The sequence below is a fragment of the Pseudonocardia sp. T1-2H genome (assembly GCF_038039215.1).
GTDB lineage: Bacteria > Actinomycetota > Actinomycetes > Mycobacteriales > Pseudonocardiaceae > Pseudonocardia.
Window position 1 is genome coordinate 1,182,320 of record NZ_JBBPCL010000001.1, and the last position, 25,813, is coordinate 1,208,132.

The window sequence follows — 25,813 nt, forward strand, 5'->3', positions numbered from 1 at the left end:
GTCACCTCCCGTAGACCCGTTCGCCCGGCGGCCATCGGGTGATCGTCACCGGCAGATACTCGACGCGGGGCGCCCCGCCCAGGTCGCGGGAGACCAGCGAGTGCGCCAGGAACCGGGCGTCGTCCCGGCGCGGGAAATCGGTGCGCTGGTGCGCGCCCCGCGACTCCTCGCGGCGCAGCGCGCACGCCACCACCGTCTCGGCCACGTCCAGCATGAAGCCCAGCTCGAGGGCCGCGACCAGCTCGGTGTTGAAGGAGCGGCTGCCGTCCTCGATCGTTGCGTGCACGAACCGGTCGCGCAGGTCCTGAAGCCGGTCGGCGCCCTTGACCAGCGACTCGGTGTCCCGGTATATCCCGGCGCTGCCCTCCATTGCGTGCTGCATGTCGGTGCGGACGTCGGCGATCCGCTCCCGGCCGGCTCGCCGGGCGAGCAGGTCCCGTTCCAGGCGGCGCCGCTCGTCCGCGATCTGGGCCTGCACGGCCGGCCCGGGGGTCGCGTCGTGCGCGGCGGCGAACTCGGCGGCCGCGATCCCGGCGCGGCGGCCGAACACCAGCAGCTCCGGGAGCGAGTTCGAGCCCAACCGGTTGGCCCCGTTGATGCTCACGCAGGCGACCTCGCCTGCCGCGTACAGGCCGGGGAGCCCGGTGGCGCCGTCGATGTCGGTGTGGACGCCGCCCATCATGTAGTGCTGCACCGGCCGCACCGGAATCAGCTCGTGCACCGGGTCGATCCGCTCGTACTGCAGGCACAACTCCCGCACGAACGGCAGCTTGCTGTCGATCACTGTCGCACCGAGGTGGCGCAGGTCCAGGTGCACGACCGGGCCGTACGGGGAGTCGAGGGTGCGGCCCTTTTCCTGCTCGTGGACGAACGCCTGGGACAGCCGATCCCGGGGACCGAGCTCCATGCTGCGCATCACCGGGGTGGGCGAGGGCGTGCCGAGGTCGTAGTCCTGCAGGTAGCGGTAGCCGTCCTTGTTCAGCAGCCACCCACCCTCCGCCCGGGCCGCCTCGGTGATCAGGATGCCGGTGAACGGCAGGCCGGTCGGGTGGTACTGGACGAACTCCATGTCCTTCAGCGGGGCGCCCGCGCGATAGGCCAGTGCCATGCCGTCCCCGGTCTTGATGTTGCCGTTCGTGGTGAACGGGAACACCCGCCCGCACCCGCCCGTGCACAAGACGACCGCCCGCCCCGTGATGGCCTCGATCCGGCCGGTGGCCAGCTCGATGCCGACAACACCGTGCACCTGGTTGTCGTCGACCAGCAGCGTCGTGACGTACCACTCGTCATAGCGGATGATCCGGTCGTATTTCAGCGAGGTCTGGAAGAGGGTGTGCAGCAGGTGGAAGCCGGTCTTGTCGGCGGCGAACCACGTACGCATCTTCTTCATGCCGCCGAACGCGCGGACCGCCACCTCGCCGTCGGGCTGCCGGCTCCACGGGCAGCCCCAGTGCTCCAGCTGCAGCAGCTCGTGCGGTGCCTCCTGCACGAAAGCCTCGACGGCGTCCTGGTCGCACAGCCAGTCGCTGCCGGACACCGTGTCGTAAGCGTGCTCGTCCAGGCTGTCGTCGGTCGCGATGACCGCCGCGGCGCCGCCCTCCGCCGAGACCGTGTGGCTGCGCATCGGGTAGACCTTGGAGACGACCGCTACGTTCAGCTGCGGGTTCGCCTGCACGATCGCGAGGGCGGCGCGCAGCCCGGCGCCGCCGCCACCCACCACCACTACGTCGTGGTCCGCCATCCCGCCCGGCTCATTCGGCGTGTTCGGCGGACAGCTCGTTCAGCAGCACCCGGCCGTCGTGGCGGGTGACTCTGGTGCGGCAGCTCCCGTCATGGAACTGGTGCTCGATCGAGCGGCAGCCACAGTCGTAGGTGACGTCGTCGCACCGGATGCCGGAGCCGTCGTCCTCGAAGTAGCGGCTGCCGTTCACCCGCCTCCCACACGGAGCCTTCTCGTCCGTGAAGGGCGTCTTCGTTCCGATCACGGCCCACCTCCTCGAGGGCGGGGCCGAAAGCCTCATCGGCGGGAGTCGTCGGTGTGGGGGCATCGACCTCGGCTGTGATGCCTGTCACCCTTGATGGCACAACTCGGCAGCCGAGTCAAGCCCCGAGTCGACCGGCGCCGAGGGAGCTGTCGGGTCCGGGCATTGCGCAGCTCAGCCGGGGACGTCGCGCTGCAGGCCGCCGACGGCTACTTCCGGATCTTCGGCCGGGTGCACGACGTGATCAACATCGCCGGGCACCGGCTGGGCACCAAAGAACTGGAGTCGGCCAGCATCGAAGCTCCGCTCGGCGTTCCGCCAGCGTCGTGGCGACCTTGACCAGCTTGGTGTTGAGCGCCTGCGACGCCTCGCGCAGGACCTGGAACGCTTCGCTCTCGCTGATGCCGCGGCGCTCCATCAGCACTCCCTTGGCCTGCCCGATCACGTCGCGGCTGCGTATCGCTTCCTTGAGTTGCGCGACCTGTAGCTCGGCGGCGTTGGTGGCGATGGTGCCGGCGAGCGCGGTGGCGGCGTGCGCGGCGAGGATCACCGCCATGTCCCGGTCCACGGCGTCGAGCCCGTGGGGCTGGGCGGAGTAGAAGTTGAGGGCGCCCATACGAGGTGGCTCTTGTTTGGGGAACAGTCCCAGAGACAGCACGCTGCGTACTCCGCGCTGCGCAGCGGCAGGTCCCCACGCGGGGTACGCGGAGTCGGTTTCCAGGTCCAGGGACTCGGCGAGCCCGAGGCCCGATGTGCGGCTCGCTTCGATCCCGGGCCCCTCACCGAGCTCGGACTGCAGCTCGTCGAGGGCCTCGGCCAGTGGTGCAGTGGCGACCGGCGTGTCGAGCCGCCCGTCGGGGGTATGAAGGGTGACGCTGACGAGGTCCGCGCCGGGAACGACCGTCTCCGCCGCGGTCGCGACTCGGATGAGGACGTCGTGAACGGTGCTCGCGGCGAGCAGTTCCTGGGCCAGCATGAGGAACTCCATGACCACCGCGTTCGGTGGTTCGGAGAGGCGTCGTTCCGAATCCCTCATGTCGCCTGCCATCGTGGGACTCCTTCCGGTCGGCGGCGTTCCGCGCGACGCTGGAGCTAGTGAACGGACACGGGTCCGTCGGCCCGACCCTGAACCCTATATCTGGGACGGCGGCCGGACGACCAGACAGGGCCCCCTGCTTTGCCAGGCGATCTTCCGGGGCGAGGCGAGCTGAAGCTCGGCGGTCCTAGGCAGGTCGCCTGTTGACATCCCTCCCCGCGGCTGGGGACGGGGCAAGGCCGGAGCCGGGGGGCCGCGAACGGGTCAGGGCTTGCGGGCGTAGCAGCGCAGGTTGCGGATGTCGTAGGTGAAGATCTCGCGGACGATGAGGTGCGGCTCGACGGCCGCGCGCAGCGAATCGGGGTCGAACATCGTGTGGTGGGCGTTCCAGATCCACAGCGGCACGCCGTGGCCGTCGACGCCCTGGTGGGCGGCACGCTCGGAGTGCCCGCCCAAGATCCAGTGATTGGCCTCGGCGGTGTCGATCTCGCCGGCGACCCACTGGGCGGCGACGAACTTCGCGTCGGGGACGCCGATGTCGACGGCGGCGCCGGGTTTGAGGACCCGGGCCCACTCGCGCAGCGTCTGGTCGATGAGTTCGTAACTCTGGTGCTCGAGCACGTGGTTGGCGCGTAGCGCGTCCAGCGAGCCGGTCCTGAAGGGCAGCCGGTCGATCCGGCAACGCACCTCGATGTCGGGCAGCGCCAGCAGGTCGACGTGCAGGTCGTAATCGGGGTGCGGCTTCTCCCCGGCGCCGATCTCGAGCCTCATCGGCCGGGCGGGGTGATCGTGTCGATCGGCTCGGCCGGTCGCCCGGCCACCACCGTGTAGGGCTCGACGTCCCCGCGCACCAACGAACCGGCGGCCACCACGGCATGCTCGCCGATGGTCACCGGGCCGAGCACCAGGACATGGCTGGCCAGCCAGACCCCGTCGCCGATCACCACATCACGGCCGGAGCGCGGGAAGGTGAGCTGGCGCTCGCGGCCGAACTTCTCGATGTCATGGGTGCCGGTGAGCACCGCGACGTCATGGCCGAAGAACGCGTACTCGCCGACGGTGATCGTGCCGCCGGACAGGTTGAACAGCGCGTTGTTGACCACAGCGGTGTCCGACAGGTGCAGCCGGGACCGGTCGCCGTGCCAGCGGGGCCGGTAGAGCGCGTCCAGCTTGAGCTGCTCGACCTGCGCAGCCAGCTGCTCGGCCACCAAAGCGCCGATAGGACCGCGCAGCACTCCGGCGATCAGCCGGTCACGCAGTCGCATGCGCCGTTCCCCCTGTCAAACGCCGAACCCGGATGGTGACACATAGGCGCACCCGAGAGGAGTAGACCGAGCCGCCGGCGAAGGGCGTCCATCCCGAAATGCTCCCGTGCGATGGCTTCGTTGTGGTCCAGCAGGCCCGGATCGGGATCGGCCAACCAGGCTCGCAGCGACTCGGGATCCGTCGCGCAGAACCAACGGAACCCGTACTCCGCGAGCTCGCGGGCCACCGGGAAGTCTCCGACCGCGATGGGGCGGCGGTGCAGCGCCGATTCGATCAACGGCAGCCCGAAGCCCTCCCAGGACGAGGGCAGCACCACCGCGTCGCAGGCCGCGTAGGCGCACGCCATCGTCACGCCCGCCGGTAGCCGGCGCCGCACAGGCACAGGGCTCGCCTGCAGCAGGGCGTCGAGTTCGCGCTGATAGCCGTCCTCGGCCGGGCCGGTCAGCCAGAAGGTGCCGCCGAGGGCCGCGGTCAGGGCCAGCCCGACGGCGATGTTCTTCCGGGCGATCGCCCGGGTCGGCTGCAACACCAACGGGCCGTCCCCGTCCACACGGAGGCGCCGGCGCACCCGGTCCCGATGCTCCGGGGGCAGGGCCGATCCCTGAAGCCGTGATAGATCGTGGTCGCCGCGATCCCGCGGTCGCCCAGCGCGCGGCGGGCCAGCTCGTTGATCGTCACGTGGGTCCACCTCTGGTCTCTCGGGGGCCAGTCGAGGATGTCGGCGTAGCGCTCGCGTTCCCACGGGAGGTCGTGGTGGCGCAGCACCGCGGGCCGCCCGGCCAGGTAGGCCGCGACCGCCTCACCCACCTGGCGGTTCACCGGCAGTGAGCACACGTTGTCCACGATCACCACGTCGACGTCATCGAGGGCGGCGGCCAAGCTGCGGCGGGGCGGAGGACGCGGCGCGTCCAGGGACAACCCCGGCACCATGACGTCTGCCCGGCCGGCCCCGGCTACCGTGTGCACCTGCATCCCCAGGGCGCGCAGCGTGGTCAGCCACTGGGCGGCGGTCACCGACACGCCGTCGGCCATGCCGAAGCGGTAGGACAAGATCGCCGCCCGGCGCCCGACGAGTTCGAACATCGTCATCTCCCGTGGTCGCAGTGGCAGGTCCGTTTCCCGGGGCGGTGGGCCATGCGGCTTCCGCCGGGGTCACCGCTGCTGCGCCGTTTTCCGCTGCTGAATCACCTGCGTCCATCGCGCCGTCGCCACCACATCAGCCACTGCAAATCCGCCCGGCTGTCCCCAGCACCGGCCACCCGTCGGAAAGCAACGAGGTAGGACGGCCGGATTCACCACGTGAAAAGAGTTCCCGAACCTGTCCGACGTCACCACCGCCTATCGGCTGGTGTCCCGTGGTGCCCCCCGTCTTCGGTGGCCCGGGCCGCATGGCCTCGACGGGATCGCTACCTCCGGGCCTGCCGTCCTCTCTACTCTGAGCGTTCCCAGCGGCCTGGGTTCGGGCAGTTGGCTGCTCGGACATCGTTGGCTGCCCTTCTTCACCCGGTCCCTCGTCGCCCCGGCTCGAGACGGACTTCCCCCTGTGCAAGATCGACAACCGCTTCAATCCATTCCGGAGGGTAAGGCCTCGTGATGGCCGGCATTACCCACCTGCTCATCCACGCGGGGTGCGTCGAGCGACGAACCGGCATCCACCTCGGCCTACTTCAACTCGCCTGCGCGCCGATCCGTCCTCCTGACCCGAGGCCCCGTTGGCGGAGCTACAGTTGCGCGGCGGCGCGGTTCCTTGGTTACCGCTTCTGTCCGCGGCGTAGACATTCGCGCGAAGCGGCACGAGCCGGGCCACCTTCTTGTTCTGGAGAGTTCCGGCCCATTGTCGAAGGCGCGCAGCGGAGACGGCTTGTCGGGCGGCCCAGTGAGGAAGCAGGGGACACGCTCACCCGAGATCATCCAGCGAACCGCGCACAGCTCCCCGATCCTCGGGCCCGAGCCGATCGCGAAACGGATCAGGTCGGGCAGGTCTGCGCCGGCGGCGATCTTGTCCGCGGATCATGCGGCGGGTGTCGGCGGAGTGGCGCAACTTCTCGGCGGTCGTGCCGTCGTGCTGCTCGACGACTCGCCGGGCCCGCTCCAGGCAGAAGAAGAACGCGTCGAGGAGGGCGACATCACACTCGACGAGCCCCGGCTCACAGTTCGGTCTGTAGCTCCTGCTGGGCGGCTGCGCGGGATGTGCCCCAGCGCTCGACCAGTCGGGTCACGCCATCGAGGTCACGGAAGCGGCAGGGGCGACCCACCTGCCGTTGTCACGGACGACCTTGATCGACCAGTGATCTCCGAGGGCGAGCGGGGGACGGGCCATGGCGGCGACTCCGGAGAGGGTCTCCGTGGGGTCTTCGACAGGTTTGATCTCCAGAAACGCCAGCAGAGGTCGGGGACATGTCCCCGACCTCTGCCGTTGGTACGTCGCCGGGGACTTGAACCCCGAACCCGCTGGAGGGGAGTCGGGTACTCACTCGCGATCCCCGGAACTCGTTCCTGCTGGCCAGACGCTCTTCCAGCCGCCTGTCGATCATCAGTGGAGATGCCTATCCGACACAGTGATCGGTTGTAAGCGGTGACCAAAACGGTGACCGGTGAACCCGGCGGGGGTGGCCTGGTCGACCTGCGGGTCGACCACCCAGTCGCTCGGTCTCGTAGGCTCAGCGGCGATGTCGGCGACGCGCTTGCTGGTACTGGGGATCGTTCGCGGGTACGGGCGTGCCCACGGCTACCGGATCGGCAACGACCTGCTGTCGTGGGGCGCCGACGAGTGGGCGAACGTGAAGTGGGGCTCGATCTACCACGCGTTGCACTCGCTCACGGAGGCCGGCTACCTCCGGGACTTCAACGACATGCCGGGGCGCACCGAGTACGAGCTCACCGAGCGCGGTGAGGCCGAGTATATGAAGCTGCTGCGCGACGCGCTGCGCCGTCCACAGCCACGTCCCGACGCGTTGGGCGCCGCGCTCGCGATGCTGCCGTCGCTGTCCCGCGACGAGGCGATCGCGCTGTTGCGGGAGCGCCTCGGGGCGCTGGAGACCGCGCGCGACAAGGCGCGCGCGCAGGTCGACGCGCTGGTGGACCCGCCGCACGTGCGAGAGCTGTTCGGCATGTGGGAGCACAGCGCGGCGAGTAGCGCCGAGTGGACGCGCGGCGTGATCGAGCGCATCGAGGGCGGCGCGTACCCGATGACGGGCGAACCGCGCTCGCCGGGCAAGCCCGGCAGCTGGGACGCGTTGAAGTTCCCGCCGTATCCGCCGCGATAGTCGGGGGCGCTTGGTAACACCCGTCCGGTTCGTGGCGACTCAAGTTTGCATACCCCCTTCCCGGTGAGGCATCCTCGTCGGGCAGGGTTCAAACTTGAGTATCGGGAGGGACATGGTTGCCGCTGTGAGCGCCGAGGCGCTCCGCAAGCGCTACCCCGGGTCCGACCAGCCCGCGCTCGACGGGTTCGACCTGTCCGTGCCGCCGGGCACGGTGCACGGCCTGCTCGGCCCGAACGGCGCGGGCAAGACCACCGCCGTCCGCATCCTCACCACGTTGCTGCGCGCCGACGGCGGGCGCGCCGCGATCGACGGGTTCGACGTCGCCACGCAGGGCGCGGACGTGCGCAGGCGGATCGGGCTGGTCGGCCAGTACGCCGCGGTCGACGAGATCCTCGACGGCCGCACCAACCTCGTGATGTTCGGCAGGCTCTTCCACCTGTCCCGGGCCGACGCGCGCCGGCGGGCCGACGAGCTGCTCACGCGGTTCGACCTCGCCGACACCGGTACCCGGTCGGTCGGGAGGTACTCCGGCGGCATGCGGCGGCGGCTCGACCTGGCCGTCAGCATGATCCTCGCGCCCGCGGTGCTGTTCCTCGACGAACCGACGACCGGGCTCGACCCGCGCAGCCGGGCCGGGGTCTGGGGCGCGGTGCGTGCGCTCGTCGCGGACGGCACGACGGTCCTGCTCACCACTCAGTACCTGGATGAGGCCGATCAGCTCGCCGACCGGATCTCGGTGCTCGCCGCGCCGAAGGGCGGCGGCGGCCGCGTGGTCGCCGAGGGCACGCCGGACGAGCTGCGCTCGCGGATCGGTGGGGACCGGATCGAGGTCGTGGTCCACCACGCGTCCGACCTGCCGCGCGCCGTCGCGCTCGTCGGACGGGTGGCCGGCACCACCCCGGCGGCCGAGCAGGCGACCCGCAGGGTGACGGCCCCGGTGAGCGACCGCATGGAGGCGCTCACCGCGGTCGTGCACGGGCTGCAACACGAGGGGATCGATGCGGAGGACCTCTCCGTGCGCCGCCCGACGCTCGACGAGGTGTTCCTGCAGCTGACGACGGCGACGGGGGTGGCGGCGTGACCGTTGTCCCCGCACCCGGGTCTCGGCTGGGCTGGGCGCTCACCGACGCCGGCACGCTCACCCGCCGCTACCTGGCCCACCTGCGTCGCCAGCCCGAGCAGCTCGTCCTGACGATCGGGTTCCCGATCGTCATCCTGCTGATCTTCGTGTACCTGATGGGCGGCATGATGGTGGTGCCGGGCGGCGACTACCGGCAGCTGCTGCTCCCGGGCATGTTGACCATGACCATGCTGTCCGGGATCGGCAGCACGATGATCGCCGTCGTCACCGACACGCAGCGCGGGATCACCGACCGGTTCCGCTCGATGCCGATGACGCCGTCGGCCGTGCTCGTCGGGAGGGCCGCCGCCGATCTCACGATCTCTGCGATCGGGCTGGTCGTGCTGATGCTCGCGGGTCTCGCGATCGGCTGGCGCATCAGCGGGGGGCCACTCGCTGTGGTCGCCGCCGTCGGGCTGCTCCTGCTGTTGCGGTTCGCGATGCTGTGGATCGGCATCTACCTGGGCCTGATCGCGCGCGGCAGTGGGCCGGTCACCGCGGCTCAGGCCCTCGAGTTCCCGGTGGCGTTCCTGTCCGGGGTGTTCTTCGCACCCGCCGCCATGCCCGCCGTGGTCTCGACGATCGCCGAGTGGCACCCGCTGACCGCAACCGCGGCAGCTACCCGAGAGCTGTTCGGCAACCCCGGGTGGGGCGGCGACTCATGGGTCGCCCAGCACCCCGTCCTCATGGCCGTCGTCTGGCCGCTCGTGATCATCACGGTCTTCGGGCCGCTTTCCGTCCACCGCTATCGAGAGATGAGCCGATGACCACCCAGAACCCCACCCCGCCGCGCTGGCTCAAGCCGATGAACAAGGTCTTCCTCGCGCTGCGGCGCGCCGGCCTCGGCATGAAGGAGCTGCCCGTGCTCACGGTGCCGGGTCGCAAGAGCGGCAAGCCGCGCAGCACACCGCTCTCGGTGCTGCGGCACGAGGGACAGCGCTACCTGCTGGAGGGCTTTCCCGGCGCCGACTGGGCGCGCAACGTCCGGGCCGCGGACGGTCGCGCCATGCTGAGCACGGGCAAGCGCCGCGAGCAGGTTCGGCTCGTCGAGCTGGATCCGCAGGACGCGCTCCCGGTGCTGCGGCTGTGGCCGGTGCGTCTCGCCGACGGCGCGAAGATCATGGCCGACGCCGGGGTGGTTGAGGCCGTGACGCCAGAGGCGTTCGAGGCGGTCGTCGGCCGGTGCGGGGTGTTCCGTGTCGAGGCCGCATGAGGGAAACCGGTCAGGAAGCGTCCGCTTTCCCGGCTAGCGTAGCCAGAGACGCATTTCGGTCGACGGCATCTACTTGATGTCGCTGTTCTGCCGTCACCGTTCGATCCGGCGCGTCGTATGCGTATCTCCCGCGAGAACCCCGAGGGTGTGCCCTCTGCCAGCAACAACGGCAGCGTGGAGAAGACCACCGCGCCCTAATGGTCAAGTGCTCACCCGCCGCGATGCGCCGCGGGGGCATGTAATCCCATCAGCGGTCCCGGCCTCCTCACGACCAGCGGGCACACGGTCGGAGCGTAGAGCTCCACGCCCGGAGGCCGGGAGTGCTGACCCGCTGGCCGCTAGCAGAGGCGAGCCTGGCACAACCAAGCCCGACAGGACCCATTAGAGCGCCGGCCGGACCCGTTCGGCGAACTCCCGCATCACGTCTCGGGCGGTGGCCAGCGGGCTCTGCAGCGCCAGCTCGGTCACGCCGGCCTGTTCGGCCTCCCGGATCTGCTCTACGACCTCGTCGACGGTGCCCACGATCGTGACCGCCCGGACGGCATCCTCGGTCAGAAACCGGCGCTCGGCGGCGGGCAGCCAGGTGGCGTGGCCGTCGTGCAGTTCGAGGTAGCGGCGGTCCTCGGGGGTCTCCATCCCGGCGACGTGCGCGCAGTACTCCTCCCAGAAGGGTCGGAAGGGCGGGGAACGGCGTCCTCGTCCTCCCGGATCGACCACATCTCGTAGGCGAAGTGAATCGCGGCGCCCACCCAGGAGTCGGTCATCGCGAGCACGCGCGACGCGGTCGCCGACTCGCCCTCCGCCAGCACGACGACGTTCGTCATCGACGTCGTCGTGAAGCCCGTAGGAAGGGCGCGGCCCGACCGGGTGGCGCCCTCGGCCACCAGGTCCGTGACGCCCTTGACCTCGTCCGGGTGGGTCACGGCGATCGTCACGACACCGTCGCCCTCAGCGCCCGCGAGGCGCAGCGCACGCGGGCCGTTGGCGCCCACGACGACCGGGATGGGGTGGTCGAGGGCGACGAACCCATGGTCGCGGTTCAGGAAGCGGGTGTGCGCGCCTCCGCCGAGGTCCACCTCCTCGCCGGCGAGCAGGCCGCGCACCGTGCGAACGTAGGTCCTGAACTCACCGACGGGCATGGGCTTGCGGCCCATGACCCGCATCGACGTATGGCCCGTGCCGATACCGAGGAAGGTCCGGCCCGGCGCCAGCTTCGCCACCGACGCGATGGAGTGGGCCGTGACGGGTGCGAGCCGGGTGCCGGCCGCGGCGACACCCGGGCCGAGGGCGATGCGTTCGGTGTGGGCCGCGGCGAGGGCGAGCGTCGCGTAGCAGTCGGACCACAGCATCTGGGAGTCGCAGGCCCACGCCGAGTCGAAGCCCAGCTCCTCCGCGTACCGGAAGACCTCCCAGTCGTCTATCCGGGGAGCGAGGACGACTCCGAACCTCATCGGGCAGCTCCGGCGACCGTCGGCTGTGCGGCGGGCTCCTCGACACGGGGTAGGCCCGAGATCCACCGTCCGATCCGGGTCAGCGACTCGTCGGCGACAGCGAGCCGCCCGGCGCCCATCTGGTAGACGTGCTGCTGCCCATCCTCGAGCTCCAGCGTCACAGAAACCCCGGCCGCACGGGCGCGCTCGGCGAGGCGCGTCGTGTCGTCCCGCAGGGTCTCGTGCCTGCTCGCGGCCAGGTACAGGGGCGGCAGGGGAGCGAGGTCCGCGTGCAGCGGGTTCACCGCGGCCGCGTCCGGCGACTCGCCCGCCAGGTACAGCTCCGCCATCAGCTGCAGGGTGGGCCGGTCCACCATGGCGTCGTGGTCGGCGTTCTCGGCCAGCGACTCCCCGGTGTTCGCCAGGTCGAACCATGGGGAGAGGGCGACGACTCCGGCGGGCGGCGTTCCACGCTCGGCCAACCGGAGCGCAGCGCTCAGCGCCAGGTTGCCGCCCGCGGAATCGCCGGACAGGACGATGTCGGCGGGCCGGTGGCCGGCGTCGATCAGCCAGCCCACTGTGGACACGAGGTCGTCGATCGCCGCGGGGAACGGGTGCTCGGGAGCCCGGCGGTAGTCCACGACCAGCGCCGAGGCGCCGGCCCGTGCCGCGAGGTGCCCGGCGAGCTTGCGGTGGCTGTGCCGGGAGCCGACGACGAAGCCGCCGCCGTGCGCGTGGACGACGACCCACGCGGAACCGCCGAGCGCGCGGCACCAGGTGGCGGGGACCGGCGCACCCTCCGCCTCGGCGTACTGCACCCCCGCGGGCTCCGTCGTCCCGAGGTGCCAACCCTCGAAGAGGTCCCGCATCGCGTCCACGCCCATGTCCGGCGTCCGGGCGAGGCGCGCGGCGAAGCCGCTGTACAGAGTGGTCAGGTGATCGGTCATGGCGTTCCTCGCTGAAGCCGTGGTGGTGTCGTGATCAGGACGCGGCGCTCGAGAGCGGGGACCGGCTCTCGGCGCCGACCAGGGTGCGGAACAGCCGGTCGACATCTCCGGGGGCGACGTCGCCGCTCCACCCGACGTAGAGGTCGGGCCGGACGAGGACCAGGCCGAGCGGCTCCTCGGTGACGACGGGCTCGTCGATTTCGAGCACGGTCAGCGGGATGCCGAGGCGCTCTGCCGCGGCGCGGAACGGGGTCGCGTCGCCGCGGGTGCGGACCAGGGTGAAGTCGCGACCCAGGCGGTCGAACACCGAGCCCCCGTCGGGCAGCCAGGCGTGCGGGAACCGGGAGCCGGGCGCGACGCTCGGCCGGTAGTGGTCGATGCGGTCGATCGCGCCCGGTGCGTGCACCCGGTCCGCGACGATGCCGGGGGACTCGGCGTAGCGAGCGCCGAACTGCACACCCTGGCTGTGCCACTGCTGCCGGTCGACCTCGGCGATCCGGGCTCCGACCTCGGTGCGAAGCCGGGCGCCCTCGGCGTCGTCGACGTGCAGGGCGGGGTCGCGCGCGATCGTGGCCATGTCGCGGTCGATCTTCAGTGCGGCCCGTGAGGTTGCCTCGCCCACCGACATCCGCTCCACCTCGTAGGCGTCGAGCAGGTCCGGGCCACCCCAGCCTGCCAGCAGAGCGGCGAGTCGCCAGCCGAGCCCGACGGCGTCGGCGATGCCGGTGTTCATGCCGAAGCCACCCAGCGGCAGCCAGAGGTGTGCTGCGTCGCCGGCGAGCACGATCCGGCCGTCGACGAACTTGTCGGCGACCAGCCGACGCGGGGTCCAGCGCACGATCTGGATCTTCTCCACCTCCATGTCCCTGCCCAGCGCGGCGCGCAGCACCTCGTCCTCGTCGAGGTCCTCGGGTGCGGTGCCGTCCGGGACGCGGGCGTGGCAGAGATAGAGACCCTTGCCGTCGAGCTGGACGAACGAGCCCTTCAGACGCGGGCCGTACCACCAGTACATCCAGCCGGGGCGCTCCGCCGCCGCGAACTCGCGGGCCAGCTCGGCCGAGCGGAAGTACACCGAGAGCCGGTTTTCCGCGGCCTGCGAGTCACCGTGCAGCCGGGCGCCGATCGCCCGCCGGGTGGTGCTGGCCCCACCGTCGCAGCCGACGACGTAGTCCGCGGTCACCACGGTCTCGACGCCGCTCGCCTCCGCGCGGACCTCTACCTTCCCGCCGTGGTCGACCACCGCGGTCACCCGGCTCCCGCGGATGATCTCGACGGAGGGGTAGCCGCGGACGTGCTCCTCAAGGATGGGCTCGAGGTAGATCTGCGAGATCCGGTGCTGGGGTTCGGGGGTCGGCCACTCGGCGAGCTCGGGAGCGGTGCGGTCGAAGATCTGCTGCGCGGAGGAGAACGGGAAGCGGGTGAGCTCCCAGCCGGTCAGCGTTGTGCAGTAGACGATGTCGGTGGCGTGGTCGAGTGGGAGCCCCGCCCGCCGGATCGGGTCGGCCACGCCGAGCCTGCGGAAGTACTCCATCGACCGGGCGTTGGTGGTGTTGCAGCGCGGGTTGTCGGTGGTCGTCGGGTTCTGTTCGAGCACGAGGGTGTCGATCCCGCGGGTGCCGAGCTCGGCGGCGAGCGTCAGGCCGACCGGTCCCGCGCCGACGACGATCACGGAGCGGTGTCCGGAGGGGATGGTCATGAGGGGGTCTCCTCGGGGGTGTCGAGCGCCTCGAGCGCCTTCCCCGCGGTGGGGAAGAGGCGGCAGAAGGTGCGCCAGAAGATGTTCTCCAGGTGCTCGTCGGCCATGTCGGAGGCGAGCAGCTCCGCCATGACGGCGGGCACGTTGTAGCTGACGGGATCGGCGTAGGAGTCGGTGCCGAACAGCAGCCGCTCGGACCCGAACCGGGCGACGAAGGCGTCGAGCGGGCGCAGGAGCGGGAAGCAGATCGCGGTGTCGAACAGGATGTTGTCGAACCGGTCTACGAGGTCGAACACGTACTGCACCTGTGTCGACGCCGAGAACCCGTCGAGCGCGACGGTCGTCGCGTCGGGATGGTCGCGGGCGAGGTCGGCAAACATCCACGGCGCCTCGAGGTTGGACTCGGCGAACATGTGGACGTAGCAGGGCAGACCGCGGCTCGTCGCCTCGTCGACCAGGGCGTGCATCCGCCCGTCGGACACCGCCACGCCCTGGTAGCGGGTGTGCCAGACCACGCCGTCGAGGGCCAGGTCGCCCACCATCCGATCCAGTTCCTCGCGGCACAGGGCGAGGCCGTGTAGCGGCTCTACGGTGCCCAGCGCGGCGAGGAAGCGGGGTGAGGAGTCGCGGTAGGCGGCGATGGCGACGTTGAGCTCGCGGGTGTTCACGATCCCGTACGGGCGCTCGTACTGCAGGCCCGGCATGACCGCGCACGCGCTCATCCCGAAGCGGTCGAGCATGGCGTGCTGGACCTCGACCGGGTCGCGGGACTCGGCGGCGGAGGTCCGCTCCTCAGCGGCGCCGATCGCCAGGCTGCCGACGTGGTGGTGGGTGTCGACGACATGGCGGACGGTCCGCCCGCTCACGACAGCTCCCGGCGGCCCGCGGCGTTCGCGCGGCGGCGCAGCGCCACGATGGAGAGCAGGCTGATCACGCCGAGCAAGGTCATGTAGGCCGCGACCGACCAGCTTGCCTTCGTGGCGTCGAGCAGGGCGGCGGTGATCAGCGGGGCGAGCCCGCCGCCGAAGATCGAGCCGACCTGGTAGCCCAGCGACGCCCCCGAGAACCGGACGTCGGTGCTGAACAGCTCGGAGTACAGCGCGACCTGCGGCCCGAACATCAGCGAATGCACCGTGAAGCACACGAGGAGGGCCACGAACACCAGCCACAGGTTCGCCGTGTCGATCAGCGCGAACATCGGCCAGGCCCACAGCGCCACTCCGACCGCCCCGATGATGAACAGCTTCGGACGGCCCGCCCGGTCGGACAGGTGTGCGAAGTAGGGCAGGAAGAACAGTGGCGCGACGCAGGCGGCCAGGATCACGCCCAGCAGCGGGCCGCGGGACAGGTGCAGGGACCGGACGCCGTAGTCGAGGACGCCGGAGACGATGATGAAGGCGACCGCGTTGGGCAGGACGAAGGCGCCCCCGGCCAGCAGGATCGTGCGCCAGTGCTCGCGGAGCACCTTCGCGAGCGGGGGCTGCTCGGGCTCGTCGGGCTCCGGCCGGGTGGCCCGCAGCTCCTTGAACTTCGGGGTGTCCTCGACCGCACGGTGGATGTAGAGCCCGATACCGATCATCAGCAGGCCGGAGAGGAACGGGATCCGCCAGCCCCAGGCGATCATCTGCTCGTCGGAGAAGACGAACGAGAGCACCAGGAACGCGCTGATCCCGCTCATCAGGCCGAGCTGGGCGCCGACCTGGACGAAGCTGCCGAAGTAGCCGCGCCGCCCGCTCGGGGCGCTCTCGGTGAGCAGCAGCGAGGCGCCGCCCCATTGCCCGCCGAGCGCGAAGCCCTGCAGTAGACGTAGCACCACCAGCAGCGCGGCCGCGACCCAACCGAGGGTCGACGCGGTGGGCAGCAGGCCGATCAGGAACGTCGCGACGCCCATGATCGCGGTCGAGGCCACCAGTACCGGCTTGCGCCCATAGCGGTCGCCGTAGTGCCCGGCGACGGCGCCGCCGAGGGGGCGGGCGACGAACCCGACGGCGAGGGTGAGGAACGAGGCCAGCGTCGCCGCGGTGTCCCCGAGCCCGGAGAAGAACAGGGGGCCGAGGTAGATGGCGGCGGCGGTCGCGTAGACGAAGAAGTCGAAGTACTCCACGGCCTGGGCCAGGACGGCGACGGTCACGAGCCGGCGCAGACCATGTGGCGACGTCGCCGCAGCGACGCCCGGCCGGACGGCAGCGGCCGGCGAATGGGGCGGGAGGTCAGTCATGCCAAGCAAGCTAAGCGGGCCGAGAGAATAGCACTATGACGAATTCCGACGCTCTCACTGAGCCGTACGGCTATGCGTCCGAGCGGGACATCATCGCTCGAGAGGACGATCAGCGGACGCTGACATAGCTCGAAAGCTAAGTCTCAGCGCCGATCTTCCTCATGGACCCCTCTGTCGGCCGACTCTAACGTTGCCCCGTCCTGTGCTGCCTCATCCCTGGGCAGAACGGCTTCACCCGAGGAGAGTCCTTGTGAGCAGACTCCGGTTCGGCATCTTCCTCGCGCCGATCCACGCACCCGGCCAGAACCCGACCCTTGCCCTGCAGCGCGACCTGGAGCTCATCGAGCACCTCGACGCGCTGGGCTACGACGAGGCCTGGATCGGCGAGCACCATTCCGCCGGCTCCGAACTGATCGGCTCGCCGGAGATCTTCATCGCGGCGGCGGCGGAGCGCACGCGGCACATCAAGCTCGGCACCGGCGTGACCTCGATCGCTTACCACAATCCACTGTGGGTGGCGGACCGCATGGTGATGTTGGACCACCTCACCCGCGGTCGGGTGATGCTCGGCTGCGGTCCGGGCTCGCTGCCGACCGACTCGTCGATGATCGGCCTGACCCCTACGGACACCCGCGAGCTCCTCGAGGAGCACCTGGACATCATCCTGCGACTCCTGCGCGGGGAGTCGGTCACGGCGCAGACGCGCACCCACTCCCTGGTCGATGCCCGGCTGCAGCTCCGCCCCTACAGTGATCCGTGCTTCGAGGTCGCCGTGGCGGCAGTCGCCTCGCCCACGGGTCCGCGCCTGGCCGGACGGCACGGCACGGGGATGCTGTCGGTCGGTGCGACTCTCACCCGAGCCGGGTTCGACGCCCTCGCCCGCCACTGGGACGTCGTCGAGGAACGGGCGGCGCACCACGGGCTGCCGGCGCCGGACCGGTCGAAGTGGCGGTTGACCGGGCTGGTCCACGTCGCGGAGACCCGCGAGCAGGCCTATCGAGATGTCGAGTACGGCATCGAGCACTGGTTCACGTACTTCAGCAGGGTCGCCGCCTTCCCGCAGATGGCCGTCGGCGAGCACGCCGACGTCCGCGGGATGATCGACTTCATCAACGAGGCCGGGATCGGTGCGATCGGCACCGTCGAGGACGCCAAGGCTCAGGTGCGTCGGCTGGTCGACCAGAGCGGCGGGTTCGGCACCTTCCTGTTCTCGGGTCATGAGTGGGCGAGCCCACAGGCCTCCAGACGGTCCTACGAGCTGATCGCCCAGTACGTGTTCCCCGAGTTCCAGGGGCAGGCCGAGAGCACGCTCGCTGCCGGCGACCGGGCGCGCGAGCGGCGGGCGAGTCTCGCTCAGAGCCAGCTCGACGCGGTCGAGCACATGACCAAGCGATACCAGCGGGATCTCGACGACATCGGGCACCCGGCGGCGCGGGACGACGAGGGCGTGTACCGGTGACCGGGCGCCTCGAGGGAAAGGTCGCCCTGGTCACCGGGGCCGCCCGCGGGCAGGGACGTAGCCATTCCGTTCGGCTGGCTCAGGAAGGTGCCGACATCGTCGCCATCGACCTCTGTGGTCCCGTGGACAGCATCGACCTGTACCCACCCGCGACGGAGGAGGACCTGGCCGAGACGGCGCGGCTCGTCGAGGAACTCGACCGGCGGGTGGTCACCGCCAAGGCCGATGTGCGCGATGCGGAAGGCCTGCGCGCGGCGGTAGACGCAGGGGTGGCCGAGGTGGGCCGGTTGGACATCGTGTGCGCCAATGCAGGCGTGCTGGGGCTCCAGCCTGCGCTGGAGCTTTCCGTCACCGCGTGGCACGAGCTGATCGACGTCAACCTCACCGGGGTGTGGAACACCTGCCAGGCTGCTCTCCCGCACCTGCTCGCCGGCGGCCGTGGGGGCTCGATCGTGATCACGAGCTCCACCGGCGGCCTCAAGGGCCTGATGAACGCCGCGCACTACGTGACGGCCAAGCACGGTCTCGTCGGGATGATGCGGGCGCTCGCGAACGAGTTCGCGCCTCACTCGATTCGCTGCAACACCGTCCACCCGACGACGGTCGACACGCTCATGATCCAGAACGACGGGTTGCGCAGGGTGTTCGATCCCGCGAACCCGAGTCCGACGCGCGAGTCGATCGCGCCGATCATGCAGAACAAGAACGCCCTTCCCGTGCCGTGGGTCGAGCCGGTCGACGTGTCCAACGCCGTCCTGTTCCTCGCCTCCGACGAGGCCCGGTACATCACCGGAGTGACCCTGCCGGTCGACGCCGGCTACACCGTCAAATGAGCCGCTGCCCGCCACTTGGCAGTCGTCGCTCACCGGAACGTCAGGAGCAGCAGTGATCGCCAGTCCAAGCGCGAAGACCGAGTTGGACCGGCGGAATCTCTACGTCGACGGCGCATGGGTGGAGCCGAGCGGTGCCGAGTACCGAGGTGTGAGGGAGGCCGCCACCGGCGAGCTACTCGGTACGGCTGCCCTCGGGTCGGAACCGGACCTCGACGCCGCGGTCCGCGCCGCTCGTCGAGCTATCGACGAGGGGCCGTGGGGGGAAACGACCACTGCCGAGCGTGCGCAGGTGATGCGTCGGTTCGCACAGGCCCTGGCCGACCGCGCCGCGGCCACGGCCACGCTGGTCAGCCGTGAGAACGGGATGCCGATTGCACAGTCCACAGGTTTCAACGGCACCGCCCCGGTCGCATTGCTGCGCATGTACGCGGATCTGATCGAGGCTCTTCCGCTCGAGGAGATCCGGCCCAGCGCCCACGGATCCACGATCGTCCGCCGGGAGCCGGTCGGCGTGGTCGGGGCGATCACGCCATGGAACTACCCCCAGGCCCTGGCGATGTTCAAGATCGCGCCGTCCTTGGCGGCCGGCTGCACCGTCGTGCTGAAGCCGTCGCCCGAGACGGCGCTGGATTCCTTCGTGCTCGGGGACGCGGCGGCGGAGGCCGGGATCCCGCCGGGTGTGCTCAACATCGTCCCCGCCGGTCGCGAGGCTGGGTGGTCGCTGGTGACCCACCCCCTCGTGGACAAGATCAGCTTCACCGGGTCGACCACGGCCGGACGCGTCATCGGCGCAGAGTGCGGGCGGCTGATCCGGCGCTGCACACTGGAACTCGGCGGCAAGTCCGCCGCGATCTTCTGCGAGGACGGCGACGTGGACGACCTCGTCGCCGGGTTGGGCAACGCCAGTTTCAAGAACAACAGCCAGACATGTACCACGCAGTCCCGGATCCTGGTCGCGCGTGCGCGATACGACGAGGTCGTCGACGCAGTCGCGCAGTACTGCCGCCAGATGGTCGTGGGTGATCCGTTGGATCCGGCCACCACGTGCGGGCCGATGGTGAGCGAGGAGCACCTCGCCCGCGTCCTGGGCTTCATCGACATCGCCCGCGGGTCCGGCGCGCGGCTGGTCACCGGAGGCGGCCGCCCGGTCGGCCTGGATCGCGGCTGGTTCGTGGAGCCGACGGTGTTCGCGGACGTCGACAACGGTGACCGGCTCGCCCGAGAGGAGGTGTTCGGTCCGGTCATGGCCGTGATCCCGGTCGACGACGACGAGGACGCAGTGCGGGTCGCCAACGACTCGAACTACGGGCTTGGAGGTTCGGTCTGGTCAGCGGACGAGGAGCGTGCCCTCGGCATCGCCCGGCGGGTACGCACCGGCACGATCGGGATCAACCGATACGACCTGGACTTCGGCGCGCCGTTCGGGGGCATGAAGGACTCGGGGATCGGGCGTGAGCTGGGGCCCGAAGGTCTGGCCTCCTACCTCGAGTACAAGTCGCTCTACGTCGGTGGCGACCAACCGGGCTAGCCCCAGAACCGTTCAGTTGAGGCGTTGGCGTGTTGGTCAACGAGGCCGGAGTTGTCGGCGTGTCGTGAGGGGGAGGTAGCGGAGCCCCGACAGGAGGGCGTCCGCTAAGACACCTTGCTCCCGAGGAGCTCCGCTGAGCCCGGACTCTGTCACCAGTCGTGTTCTGACCGTCGCCGGTGGCCGGTTCGCCCCGGGGCATCTGGGTGAGCTGACCCGGATCGTGCCGTTCGAGATGGTCGACGCCGTCCTGGCCGAGACCCGTACCGTCGAGACACGGGTGCGGGACCTGCCCTCGCGAGTGGTCGTATATCTGCTGCTTGAGGCCGGGTTGTTCGCTGATCTCGGCTACCGCCAGGTGTGGGCGCGCATGATCTCTGGGCTCGCCGCGGGTTCGGCGACTCGCCAATGCCGAGCGCATCGGCGCTGTGCCAGGCCCGCCGCCGGATCGGGTCAGCGCCGCTGCGCGCGTTGTTCGACGTGCTCCGCGCCGCCGCCCCGGGAACGCCCGGGGTGTGGTGGCGCGGGCGGCTGGTCTGCGCGCTCGACGGTACGCAGATGTGCGTGCCCAACAGCCCGGCGAACCTCGCGGTCTACCGGCCGGGCGGGACCTATCGCGGCGTCACCGCCTATCCGATGCTGCGGCTGGCCGCGCTGGTCTGCTGCGGGACACGCACGCTGCTCGACGCGGTGCTCGCCACCGACCGACGCAGCGAGACCTCGTTGACCATGGACCTGCTCACCGCGATGCGACCGGGGATGATCGTGTTGGCCGACCGCTACTTCGGCTACGCCCCCATGATCACCGCGGTCGCCGCGACCGGGGCGGACCTGCTGTTCCGGTCCGAAACAACACCCGTCTGCCCGTGCTGACAGCGCTGACCGACGGCTCGTTCCTGTCCCGCATCGGGGCCGGCTCCTCAGCGCCGCCGGTGCGGGTGGTCCGGGTCGTCCGGCCCTGGAACTGGCCCGGCTCTACCGTCGGCGCTGGGAGATCGAGACCACGTTCTTCGAGCTGAAAGCGACCATCCTGGGCGGGCGGGTGCTGCGAGCCCGCACCCCCGGCGGCATCGCCCAGGAGGTCTACGCGTTGCTGGTGACCTACCAGGCCCTGCGGATCGCGATCGCCGACGCGGTCCTCGCCCACCCGCACCTCGACCCCGACCGGGCCAGCTTCACGATCGCGCTCAACACAGCCCGGGCCTAGCTCACCACCGCAGACGCCCTCACCCACGAACCCGCCACCCGGCTCGACCTGGCCGGAACGATCGGTCGCCGGGTCCTCGCCGCTCTCCTCCCGGCCCGCCGCCACAGAACCGGGCCCCGCGCCGTGAAACGAGCGATCTCCAACTACACGGTCAACACCGCCACAGGCGCGTCAGAGGACCCAGCCGCAACTACACCATCGGGATCAACACCATCCCGCCGGACAGCCCTTGATCCACAGCTGCCGGCCCTTAACTGAACGGCCTTGGGGCTGGCCCTGGACAACCAGAGCCCCGGGCCGACGGCGCACTGCCGTCGGCCCGGGGCATCGTCATGTCCTGGTCAGGCCAGCGCGGGAGGCGAGTCGGGCTCTGGGTGTACCGACCTCGCATCGGCCGACGGGGACACGGGACTGCGCAGGGAGACAGTGGCGATCACGCTGATCACCCCATTCAGGACCAGGTAGCCCGCGATGGCGGCCGTGCTGCCGCTGGCTGCGTACAACATGGTTGCCACCAGCGGTGCGAGTGCGCCACCGAGCACACTGCCCGCGCCGTAGGCCACCGACGAGCCGCTGTACCGGAGCGTGGTGGGGAACGCCTCGGTGATGTAGGCCCCGAACGGACCGCTCGAGACGCCGATCAGGGCAGCGGCGACCGTCGTGGCCGCGAGGAGCTCCGCCGTGCCGCCGGTCTCCACCAGCCAGAAGTAGGGAAAGGCCCAGACGGCGACCCCGGCCATGGATGCGGCGAGGACGGGCCGTCGACCGAAGCGGGCCGCTGTCAGCGCCGCGATCGGGACCGCCGCGCCCCACACCACGGCTCCGACGAGGGTCACGAGCAGGATGATCGTGGGACTGAACAGCCCACGAGCGGCAGCGTGACCGGCGAGGAAGACCAGCAGGATGTTGCCCAGCGCCGTGGTCGCGATCGGGATGCCGGCGGCCGGGATCCAGACGCGCGGCGCACGCAGGACCTCGCCGATCGGCGCCCGCCGCACCCCCTGCCGCGTGCGGGCTCGCTCGAACTCGGGGCTCTCGCCGAGCCGCAGCCGCAGGAGCAGGCCGAACGCGACGAGGATCGCGCTGGCCAGGAAGGGGATCCGCCACCCCCACTCGACGAACGCGGCATCGCCGAGGCCGGTGCGCACGGCCAGGAAGACCAGGCTGCCGAGCAGGACTCCTGTGGGCAGGCCGACCTGCGGGAGCGCGCTGAGCAGGGTGCGCTGACGGGGGGACCGCGCGTTCTCTAGAGCCAGGAGCGTGGCGCCGCCCCACTCGCCGCCCACTGCGAACCCCTGGGCGAACCGCAGCACCAACAACGTGATCGGTGCGGCGACACCGATCGCGGCGTAGGTGGGAAGTACACCGATTGCTGCGGTGGCGGTCCCCATGACCATCAACGACAGGACCAGCATGCGTTTGCGACCGATCCGGTCGCCGTAGTGGCCGATGAGGGCCCCGCCGAGCGGACGGGCGACGAAGCCGATCGCGAACGTCGACAGTGCCGCGAGCGTGCTCGCCACGGGTGAGGCGCTCGGGAAGAACTGGGGGGCGAAGACCGATGCGACGGCCAGGCCGTAGATGAAGAAGTCGTACCACTCGATCGTGGTGCCGATGAGGCCGGCGATCGCGACCCGCCACGGGCCCACGGCGGGGGTGTCGGTGGTGTGTTCGGACATCGTCGTCCTTTCGAGAGGGTGGTCAGGAGGGGTGGTGGACGGGGATGTCGAGGCCTTCGTAACGAGCCTTGAGCTGGAGCGCGAGAGCGCGGGAGTAGAACCGGACCTGTTGCAGGTTGCCGCCGTGCATCCAGAGGTTGGTCACCTGCGTGGGCTTCCACATGTTGCGCAGCTCTCCCTCCCAGGGACCCGGGTCGTTCGTCGTGCCGGAGCCCAGGCCCCAGCAGGGTCCGAGGCGGGTCGCGGTCTCCTGGTCGACGAGCTCGGACACCCAGTCGGTCATCGACTCGTAACCGGTCGCGAAGACGACCAGGTCCGCAGGCAGTTCCGTACCGTCGTCGAGGACGACCGCGTCCTCGGTCAGATGGCTCACCTGGCCGTGGGCGAGCGCGACCCGGCCGTCGGCGACCAGGTCCGCGGAGCCGACGTCGATGTAGTAGCCCGAGCCGCGGCGGAGGTACTTCAGCAGCATGCCCGATCCGTCGTCACCCCAGTCGAGCCAGAAGCCGGCCTGCCGCAGCCGGTCGTAGAAGTCCCGGTCGACCTCGGCGATCCGCTCGAAGAGGGGGGTGTGGACGGAGGGCAGGACCCGGTAGGGCACCGAGGCCCCGAGCAGGTCTGCTCGCTCGGTCGTGATCCCGGCTGCCTCGGCGTGCTCGGAGTAGAGGCGGCTGGTGACGCGTTCCCGGAGGGTCTGGCTCTTCACGACGAGCGTCGACGAACGCTGCACCATCGTCACGTGGGCGTCCTTCTCCCACAGCGCGCCGCAGATGTCGAACGCCGAGTTGTTGCTGCCCACGACGACGACTCGGCGCCCGCGGTAGCCTTCGGGACCAGGATGTGCCGAGGAGTGCTGCACCTCGCCGCGGAACACGTCCGTGCCGACCACCTCGGGCATCCGCGGTTTGCCGGACATGCCGGTGGCGAACACGAGGTGCGTGGGTCGGACGGTGAGCGGGGCGCCGTCGCGCACGAGGTCGACGACCCACTCCGCGGCGTCGTCGGACCAGCGGGCACGGACGGCTTTGGTGCCGGACCAGTAGGGCACCTCCAGGTGCGTGACGTACGACTCCAGCCAGTCGCCCATCCTGTCCTTGGGGGTGAAGATCGGCCAGGTGTCGGGGAACTTCATGTACGGCAGGTGGTTCGCCCAGACCGGGTCGTGCAGGCACAGTGACTTGTAGCGGTTGCGCCACTGGTCGCCTGCCCGGGGGTGTCGGTCGATCACGAGTGCGGGGACGCCGAGCTGACGCAGTCGGGCACCGAGGACGATGCCGCTCTGGCCGCCGCCGATCACGAGCACGTAGGGTTGGGTCAGGACGCCGAGCGCCTCCGCCTCGTCCTGCCTGGTCTCGAGCCAGGTCCGGCGATCCTTGTGGGCGCCGTGCCGCGTGCCCATCGGGCGGCGCGTCCGTTGGGGTTCCTCGTGCCCCTTCAGCTCGGCCATCGCGGTGAGCAGGGTGAAGGCCCGGTCGTCACCGTTTTCGCGGACGAGCCGAACGACCCCTTCACCGACTCCCACGGCGGTCTCGAAGGCGAACACCGCGGCGACGAGTCCGTCGGGCTCCTCGACGATGTCGAGGAGCCGGAAACCGGACGGATCGGTGGCGGCGAGGGTGGCTGTCAGCAGGTCCCGAACCCCTGCGCGGTGTTCGACGGTCTGCAGGTCCCACGTGAACGACAGCAGGTCGCGCCAGTAGCTCCGAGTGGCGAAGAGGCCGACCGCACGTTCGATCTCCTGTCGGCCGAGGGCGTCCTCGAACTCGGCCAACCACGCCCTGGCGCGGTTCGCCGGCTCCTCGGGGACGATCGTGCCGACGGCCTCGGACCGGGCGGTCTGAGTCATGCTGCCCTCCTCCATGAGGTGATGTGGAGGAAAGCTAAGGCGTGGACCTTATAGGCACTATGACGAATTCCGCTGGGTACGTGAGGCCTATGGCTATGAATGAGGAGCGAGGCAGGTGTGGACGCCCGCGCGGATTACGCCGGTCAGGGTGTTCTGGAACTCGGTCAGCCGCCTTCCTCGGCGTTGGACAAGGTAGAGCTTGTCCCGCAGGTCCTGGCCGCTGATCCGCACCTCACGCAGGAGCCCCGTGTCCAGCTCGCGCTGCACCGAGGCCCGCCAGAGCAGGGCCACGCCGAGCCCGCCCTGGACCGCCACCTTCATGGACTCGGCGCTGCCGAGCTCGATCGCCACGCTCCGGTCGACGACTCCGATCGCCGCCAGTGCCGAGTCCTGGCTGCGGCGGATGGCCATGCCCGCGGGCGGGCAGACGAAGGACAGGCCCGTCAGCTCCGCGACGGACACCGCATCCCCAACCCTCGTGTCGTCGGGCGCCGTGACGAGGCAGAAGGAAGGTCGGGCGATTAGTTCCGCCTCGAAGGAGTCGGTGTCGAGGACGGCGTCCGTGGCGAGCACCGAGAAGTCGTACCGTCCGGAGAGGGTGCCCTCGAGCGCGATCTCGACGCTCGACGGGCTAAGGGAGATCGAGGCATGCGGGTGCCCGCGGCGGAAGTCGACGAGGAGCGGCGGCAGGACGTAGTTGCCGACCGACATGCTCGACCCGATCGACGCGCGACCGGCGGCGCCGCGGGAGATGTCGCGGAGGCTGCGGTCGAGCTCGGTGCGCCCCCGCAGCACCTCGGTCGCCCACACGTGCACCTCGGTGCCGGCCTCCGTCAGCTCCATGCCACGGCCCTCCCGCCGGAAGAGCTTGACGCCCAGTCGTTCCTCCAGGGAGCGCAGGTGGGCGCTCACGACCGGTTGGGACACGAAGAGCTCCTCGGCCGCGAGCCGGACGCCGCCGCGCTCGACCACCCGGGCGAACACCTCGAGCTTGTGCAGAGAGATCCGGTTGTCCGGCGCCAATGAACTCATAGTCAGAATGCTAAGTCGTGCCGCCGGAATTTCACATAGACCTATCTGAATCGGGGAC

Annotated in this window: 25 protein-coding genes and 1 pseudogene; 10 read left to right on the forward strand and 16 right to left on the reverse strand. The window is 70.4% G+C overall.

The window, feature by feature from the left end; all coding sequences use genetic code 11:
• Window position 1: 1 nt before the first annotated feature.
• The 7 genes from frdA to WBK50_RS06045 form a co-directional block, all read right to left on the reverse strand.
• The gene (gene frdA, locus WBK50_RS06015; protein WP_341334631.1) at window positions 2–1,741 is read right to left on the reverse strand and encodes a fumarate reductase (quinol) flavoprotein subunit; all 1,740 of its coding nucleotides are present in this window, start codon (window positions 1,739–1,741) and stop codon (window positions 2–4) included.
• A gap of 10 nt (window positions 1,742–1,751) precedes the next feature.
• Window positions 1,752–1,985 carry a hypothetical protein gene (locus tag WBK50_RS06020; protein WP_341334632.1) on the reverse strand — a complete coding sequence of 78 codons (234 nt, stop codon included), beginning with the start codon at window positions 1,983–1,985 and terminating at the stop codon, window positions 1,752–1,754.
• A 241-nt stretch (window positions 1,986–2,226) separates the two neighbouring features.
• Entirely contained in the window at window positions 2,227–3,030 is an 804-nt protein-coding gene (locus tag WBK50_RS06025) for an ANTAR domain-containing protein (protein WP_341334633.1), read from the reverse strand.
• 252 nt (window positions 3,031–3,282) lie between these two features.
• Complete coding sequence (locus WBK50_RS06030; protein WP_341334634.1) at window positions 3,283–3,789, reverse strand: class I SAM-dependent methyltransferase; 507 nt, start codon at window positions 3,787–3,789, stop codon at window positions 3,283–3,285.
• Complete coding sequence (locus tag WBK50_RS06035) at window positions 3,786–4,283, reverse strand: acyltransferase (RefSeq protein WP_341334635.1); 498 nt, start codon at window positions 4,281–4,283, stop codon at window positions 3,786–3,788. Before WBK50_RS06035 ends, WBK50_RS06030 begins: the two co-directional genes overlap by 4 nt.
• Window positions 4,262–4,813, reverse strand: coding sequence for a glycosyltransferase (locus WBK50_RS06040; RefSeq protein ID WP_341334636.1), 552 nt, complete (start codon window positions 4,811–4,813; stop codon window positions 4,262–4,264). The genes WBK50_RS06035 and WBK50_RS06040 overlap by 22 nt, the downstream gene beginning before the upstream one ends.
• Window positions 4,756–5,367: a hypothetical protein gene (locus WBK50_RS06045; protein WP_341334637.1), complete on the reverse strand. Its 612-nt coding sequence runs from the start codon at window positions 5,365–5,367 to the stop codon at window positions 4,756–4,758. Before WBK50_RS06045 ends, WBK50_RS06040 begins: the two co-directional genes overlap by 58 nt.
• Before the next feature lie 1,586 nt (window positions 5,368–6,953).
• On the opposite strand from WBK50_RS06045, the gene WBK50_RS06050 reads away from it, so the two are divergent.
• The 4 genes from WBK50_RS06050 (at window position 6,954) to WBK50_RS06065 (ending at window position 9,883) form a co-directional block, all read left to right on the forward strand.
• Window positions 6,954–7,550, forward strand: a complete 597-nt coding sequence (locus WBK50_RS06050; protein WP_341334638.1) for a PadR family transcriptional regulator — start codon at window positions 6,954–6,956, stop codon at window positions 7,548–7,550.
• A 112-nt stretch (window positions 7,551–7,662) separates the two neighbouring features.
• Window positions 7,663–8,631, forward strand: a complete 969-nt coding sequence (locus tag WBK50_RS06055) for an ATP-binding cassette domain-containing protein (protein ID WP_341334639.1) — start codon at window positions 7,663–7,665, stop codon at window positions 8,629–8,631.
• Entirely contained in the window at window positions 8,628–9,437 is an 810-nt protein-coding gene (locus WBK50_RS06060) for an ABC transporter permease (protein ID WP_341334640.1), read from the forward strand. Before WBK50_RS06055 ends, WBK50_RS06060 begins: the two co-directional genes overlap by 4 nt.
• On the forward strand, window positions 9,434–9,883 hold the full coding sequence (locus WBK50_RS06065; RefSeq protein WP_341334641.1) for a nitroreductase/quinone reductase family protein: 450 nt from the start codon (window positions 9,434–9,436) through the stop codon (window positions 9,881–9,883). Before WBK50_RS06060 ends, WBK50_RS06065 begins: the two co-directional genes overlap by 4 nt.
• 381 nt (window positions 9,884–10,264) lie before the next feature.
• Here the strand turns inward: WBK50_RS06065 and WBK50_RS06070 are convergent, their stop codons facing one another.
• The 6 genes from WBK50_RS06070 to WBK50_RS06095 are packed head-to-tail and all read right to left on the reverse strand — an operon-like array spanning window position 10,265 to window position 16,174.
• Complete coding sequence (locus WBK50_RS06070) at window positions 10,265–10,519, reverse strand: hypothetical protein (RefSeq protein WP_341334642.1); 255 nt, start codon at window positions 10,517–10,519, stop codon at window positions 10,265–10,267.
• Complete coding sequence (locus tag WBK50_RS06075; protein WP_341334643.1) at window positions 10,435–11,334, reverse strand: LLM class flavin-dependent oxidoreductase; 900 nt, start codon at window positions 11,332–11,334, stop codon at window positions 10,435–10,437. Before WBK50_RS06075 ends, WBK50_RS06070 begins: the two co-directional genes overlap by 85 nt.
• Window positions 11,331–12,260 (reverse strand): alpha/beta hydrolase, encoded by a 930-nt coding sequence (locus tag WBK50_RS06080; protein WP_341334644.1) that lies wholly within the window; start codon window positions 12,258–12,260, stop codon window positions 11,331–11,333. Before WBK50_RS06080 ends, WBK50_RS06075 begins: the two co-directional genes overlap by 4 nt.
• Window positions 12,261–12,294: 34 nt before the next feature.
• Complete coding sequence (locus tag WBK50_RS06085; protein WP_341334645.1) at window positions 12,295–13,956, reverse strand: FAD-dependent monooxygenase; 1,662 nt, start codon at window positions 13,954–13,956, stop codon at window positions 12,295–12,297.
• Window positions 13,953–14,822: an amidohydrolase family protein gene (locus tag WBK50_RS06090; RefSeq protein ID WP_341334646.1), complete on the reverse strand. Its 870-nt coding sequence runs from the start codon at window positions 14,820–14,822 to the stop codon at window positions 13,953–13,955. Before WBK50_RS06090 ends, WBK50_RS06085 begins: the two co-directional genes overlap by 4 nt.
• The gene (locus tag WBK50_RS06095) at window positions 14,819–16,174 is read right to left on the reverse strand and encodes an MFS transporter (RefSeq protein WP_341334647.1); all 1,356 of its coding nucleotides are present in this window, start codon (window positions 16,172–16,174) and stop codon (window positions 14,819–14,821) included. The genes WBK50_RS06090 and WBK50_RS06095 overlap by 4 nt, the downstream gene beginning before the upstream one ends.
• A gap of 250 nt (window positions 16,175–16,424) precedes the next feature.
• On the opposite strand from WBK50_RS06095, the gene WBK50_RS06100 reads away from it, so the two are divergent.
• The 6 genes and pseudogenes from WBK50_RS06100 to WBK50_RS06120 all read left to right on the forward strand — a co-directional run bounded on the left by WBK50_RS06100 (window position 16,425) and on the right by WBK50_RS06120 (window position 21,198).
• Window positions 16,425–17,633 (forward strand): LLM class flavin-dependent oxidoreductase, encoded by a 1,209-nt coding sequence (locus tag WBK50_RS06100; protein WP_341334648.1) that lies wholly within the window; start codon window positions 16,425–16,427, stop codon window positions 17,631–17,633.
• Entirely contained in the window at window positions 17,630–18,466 is an 837-nt protein-coding gene (locus WBK50_RS06105) for a mycofactocin-coupled SDR family oxidoreductase (protein ID WP_341334649.1), read from the forward strand. Before WBK50_RS06100 ends, WBK50_RS06105 begins: the two co-directional genes overlap by 4 nt.
• Before the next feature lie 52 nt (window positions 18,467–18,518).
• The gene (locus WBK50_RS06110) at window positions 18,519–19,994 is read left to right on the forward strand and encodes an aldehyde dehydrogenase (protein ID WP_341334650.1); all 1,476 of its coding nucleotides are present in this window, start codon (window positions 18,519–18,521) and stop codon (window positions 19,992–19,994) included.
• Window positions 19,995–20,193: 199 nt separating this feature from the next.
• Window positions 20,194–20,376, forward strand: a pseudogene (locus tag WBK50_RS34960) (transposase domain-containing protein); the annotation flags it as partial.
• 23 nt (window positions 20,377–20,399) lie between these two features.
• The gene (locus tag WBK50_RS06115; RefSeq protein WP_341334651.1) at window positions 20,400–20,864 is read left to right on the forward strand and encodes a transposase; all 465 of its coding nucleotides are present in this window, start codon (window positions 20,400–20,402) and stop codon (window positions 20,862–20,864) included.
• 85 nt (window positions 20,865–20,949) lie between these two features.
• Window positions 20,950–21,198, forward strand: a complete 249-nt coding sequence (locus WBK50_RS06120; RefSeq protein WP_341339313.1) for a transposase — start codon at window positions 20,950–20,952, stop codon at window positions 21,196–21,198.
• A 341-nt stretch (window positions 21,199–21,539) separates the two neighbouring features.
• On the opposite strand, the gene WBK50_RS06125 is transcribed toward WBK50_RS06120, so the two are convergent.
• From WBK50_RS06125 to WBK50_RS06135, 3 genes are all read right to left on the reverse strand, one after another.
• Window positions 21,540–22,877 carry an MFS transporter gene (locus tag WBK50_RS06125; protein ID WP_341334652.1) on the reverse strand — a complete coding sequence of 446 codons (1,338 nt, stop codon included), beginning with the start codon at window positions 22,875–22,877 and terminating at the stop codon, window positions 21,540–21,542.
• Window positions 22,878–22,899: 22 nt separating this feature from the next.
• Window positions 22,900–24,723 (reverse strand): flavin-containing monooxygenase, encoded by a 1,824-nt coding sequence (locus WBK50_RS06130; protein ID WP_341334653.1) that lies wholly within the window; start codon window positions 24,721–24,723, stop codon window positions 22,900–22,902.
• 93 nt (window positions 24,724–24,816) lie between these two features.
• Entirely contained in the window at window positions 24,817–25,755 is a 939-nt protein-coding gene (locus tag WBK50_RS06135) for a LysR family transcriptional regulator (RefSeq protein WP_341334654.1), read from the reverse strand.
• Between the last annotated feature and the right edge of the window lie 58 nt (window positions 25,756–25,813).